Genomic DNA, 3,506 nt, shown 5'->3' on the forward strand with positions numbered 1-3,506 from the left:
AATACAGTACAGAACGTATTCATTTTAACAAAAATAACCATTCTTAACTTTTCGTTACATAGTTAGAAACTTTTCCGCCGACCTACTTAGAAACATCTGCTGTAATTTGTTCAATCACAATCTGACTATCAGGGTCAGTTGCGGCTTTGTATAGTTTATTGGTCTTAGGTTCAAGAACTATAAATCCAGTCCCGTTAGGTTGAATAATCTGAAATTGGCCATCAACTTTTGACCGATCGCCCGCCCTGACTCCCTTAATATTGGCAACAATTTTATGGGTACTTCCAGAACTATTGTACACACCCTGTACCCCTGATGTAGAGGCAATTAGACGATTAAACTGGGTTAAAATTCCTCCCTTGGAATTGATGGAAAATGCTGATAATGCGATCGCTATTAAAATACAAAGTATAAAATATTCAGCATTGCTGCCAGTCTTTAATCTCAAATTCCGATTCCCAGGACAAACACACCTAACAGGTGAAGGCCAGAACATCTCCACACCACCGCGAGTAAAACAATCGGCAAACCAGCCAAAGGTGTACCCGATAGTTAACGCTGATGCTATAAGAATAAATTGGGGAATAAATATTGCGGTTCCATAGGAAGCGATCGCCACAACAGCCGATGCAACTATAGAATGAGTCATGCTTCTATGGGGCATTGTCTCTTGAAAATACCCAGAAATCCAAGGAAAGATTTTACCTGCTGGAGAAGTAGAAACATCAACATCTGGGAGTAGACCACCAATTGCACCAACAGCAATCAAAACCGGGTCCGCAGTTTGCAGTAATAAACTGGCCGCAGTTCCACTAATTAGTAAATGGGAAATTCCCAACATTACCTGATTCTCCTTTCCTCTTGAGGCAAACTGTAAAGCAGTCGGGAGAGTCCTAAGAATATAGCCGCCGCGATGCCACCCATAATTACAAAGATTACACCAACTACTAAAATTAATGGTGTGATGTCAAAATATCTTCTGTGATCAGCCCCTTCAATATCTAAACCTAAATATTCCTCCTCGATAGCACGAATAGCTAACATCGGATTTCCCCCGGCGCGTTCCTGAAGTTTTGATAAATCGGCAGACGTTAGGGCGATCGCTCTTTCTTGCGCTGCTGCTTTCATAATTTGTCTGATTGCCTTCTCTGGTAAGGGTTTCAGTTCAATTCTGGGAATATTAATAAAGATATCAGAACGGGGTGGGTCTGTGGCAAGTACAAGCATCGGTACACCCTTACGGCGTAATTGTTTTAGCCAAATCCTAAATTTCATATCACAGTTTTGAGCATCATCGAGGACGATAAAAGCTGTGTTTTCCCCTAAGAATTCAGCGATCGCTCTCTTCAATTTATCCACAGTCAGATTTTTCCCCTCGATGTCTTCTGTGGGAAGTTCAAACTGCTGGGTAATCTCTAAAAGCATTTGTTTGGGAGTAGTTGGTTCAACAAATGCGACCAGGAAACCATCACAGGTCAATTTTTCTACAACAGCATTTCCCAAGACAGATTTACCGCTACCCTCTTCACCGACAATCAAAATTGCCCCATTAGCTAATAATGATGCTGTAGTCCGGTTTAACTCAGCTTGCCTATAAATGGTAAACTCACCAGTGTCTAATTCCGGTTCTTCATTCTTGGGGCGATGCCCTGAGCCTGTCGAAGGGGAAATTGTCCGTTGTGGGAAAAGTGAGAAGAAAGCGGTAAAAGCAGGGATAGAGAAACGCTGCTGCAAGTAATTCACTAAACTAACTGGATTAAATGAAGTTACGGCAACAAAGAATCCACTAAAAGCTCGCTTTAACCAATTAGCTCTAACCCTTCGTCGTCTGGTTTTTTCAGTTTGGACATCACCAAGTTGATCATAGTTTGGGGGTTGTGTGCAGTCGTTGCGGCCTGACTGCGGGCTTGAGTAAAATTTCCGCGTATCCCCTTTAACTTTTGCTTTAAATCCTCTGGCAGTTCATTGGGATTTTGGAAAAAATGACTTGTCACCGCTTCCTGTGCCATCAATAATGATGCTGCTTTTTCTGCTCCACTGCGGAGGATTGTACTCATATCATCATCTGCCAAAAAATCCGCATTAGTTGATGTAGCATAAAGCTCCTCCGGTACTTGTTCAATTGATGGATCTTGGGAAACAACAATATTAGATTGTTCCTCTGTTTCTGTACCTTCAATTTCTTGGTTCTGTACAGAATTAAGGTTTTTCCACTCTGTCACCAATGGCGAAATGTACTCATAACTTCCCCCGCCTAGTACATCTCGTACCTTTTTACGGGTAATTTTTTCTGAATTTTTATATAGGTTTTCACAAATTTCAAAGACTCTATCCTTCAAACTTGGCTCTAAAGGTGTACTAGTCATAGTTTTGTAAAGAATAATTTGTACTATTTTACTATACAAGTGTTAATTTGTGTATCAGTGATTGTACAATAAAATTATATAAAAAAAGCGACGCTGTACACGCCGCCATTGATTGTACGGGAAATTTTTATACATCTATTAGAATTAATGAAAATTATAATTAGTGTACTATTTTGGAGGTTGCAAGATTTTCCAAATACTTGGATCGTTTAATAAGTTTTCACTAACTTGAGGTGCTGCCAATACTTTAAAAAGATAATTTAATGCTTCATCAAAGTTATAATCAAGCCGATTGCTAATAATATCTATTGCTTGAGTAACTTGATCTAATAATTTAACTGGGTAAGCATTACCAACTAACGGAGAATTGCAGTTGTCACAATTGCCAGGGCAAAAGTCCTCAAAGTAATGTTCATGCTGACATTGACTACAAACTTTTAACATCCTATCCATAGTATTTTCTTAACTTTTTACTAATTTATTGATTCTCTCACAATAATTACGACAACCCCGACAGCTTAGTAATGGCTTCGTCTGCTGTAGTCATCGCATATCGCCAGCTTTTACTTTGCTATTGTCGTGGTTTGTCGGCATTATAATACGTCATCTATATAAGCATCTAAGCAGCTTCTTTTTACCCGCCATGATCTACCAATTTTCTTAGCTGATAATTGACCATTAGCGATCGCTTCTTTAAGCATTTCCCTTGGGAATCCTGTTAGTTGATGGCACTCATCAACAGTTAATACCAGTTTGTCGCTGGCCTTTAGTTGTTGGCCAACTAGAAGCAATTCCACCATTGCCGATAGCTTGGAAATATCGCCAACCTCGACAACCCCGACAGGTTCATCATGGTATATTGTTAGCTCATTCTCGTCTAATGTCGCGGTTTGTCGTGGTTCTGGTATTGTTTCATAAGCTGGTGTTACGGACTCCGATTGATATTTAATTTTATCTAGTTCTGATTGCGTAAATACTGCTACAGTGCGGGTTTTACCTTTTTCATAGCTGCAAGATATTTTACCGTCTTTCACATATCGCTCTATGGCTCTTTCACTACAACCTAAATATGCTGCGGCTTCTTTTTTGTTCATTGTACTTTGGTCGGATTTAAACCACGACATCTATTATATCATTGTC

General features: G+C 39.7%; 5 protein-coding genes. All 5 read right to left on the reverse strand.

Going from position 1 to position 3,506, the window contains the following annotated elements:
• Positions 1-82: 82 nt before the first annotated feature.
• Entirely contained in the window at positions 83-841 is a 759-nt protein-coding gene (locus AN490_RS02320) for a metal-dependent hydrolase (RefSeq protein ID WP_299999594.1), read from the reverse strand.
• Positions 841-1,743, reverse strand: a complete 903-nt coding sequence (locus AN490_RS02325) for an ATP-binding protein (protein WP_299999596.1) — start codon at positions 1,741-1,743, stop codon at positions 841-843. Before AN490_RS02325 ends, AN490_RS02320 begins: the two co-directional genes overlap by 1 nt.
• Positions 1,744-1,799: 56 nt before the next feature.
• Positions 1,800-2,366 (reverse strand): DNA-binding protein, encoded by a 567-nt coding sequence (locus AN490_RS02330; protein WP_299999598.1) that lies wholly within the window; start codon positions 2,364-2,366, stop codon positions 1,800-1,802.
• Between the two features lie 168 nt (positions 2,367-2,534).
• Positions 2,535-2,819 (reverse strand): hypothetical protein, encoded by a 285-nt coding sequence (locus tag AN490_RS02335; RefSeq protein ID WP_148766673.1) that lies wholly within the window; start codon positions 2,817-2,819, stop codon positions 2,535-2,537.
• Between the two features lie 140 nt (positions 2,820-2,959).
• Positions 2,960-3,460 (reverse strand): helix-turn-helix domain-containing protein, encoded by a 501-nt coding sequence (locus AN490_RS02340; protein ID WP_299999602.1) that lies wholly within the window; start codon positions 3,458-3,460, stop codon positions 2,960-2,962.
• Positions 3,461-3,506: the final 46 nt, after the last annotated feature.

This window comes from Anabaena sp. AL09 (assembly GCF_001672255.1).
GTDB classification, from domain to species: Bacteria; Cyanobacteriota; Cyanobacteriia; order Cyanobacteriales; family Nostocaceae; genus Dolichospermum; species Dolichospermum lemmermannii.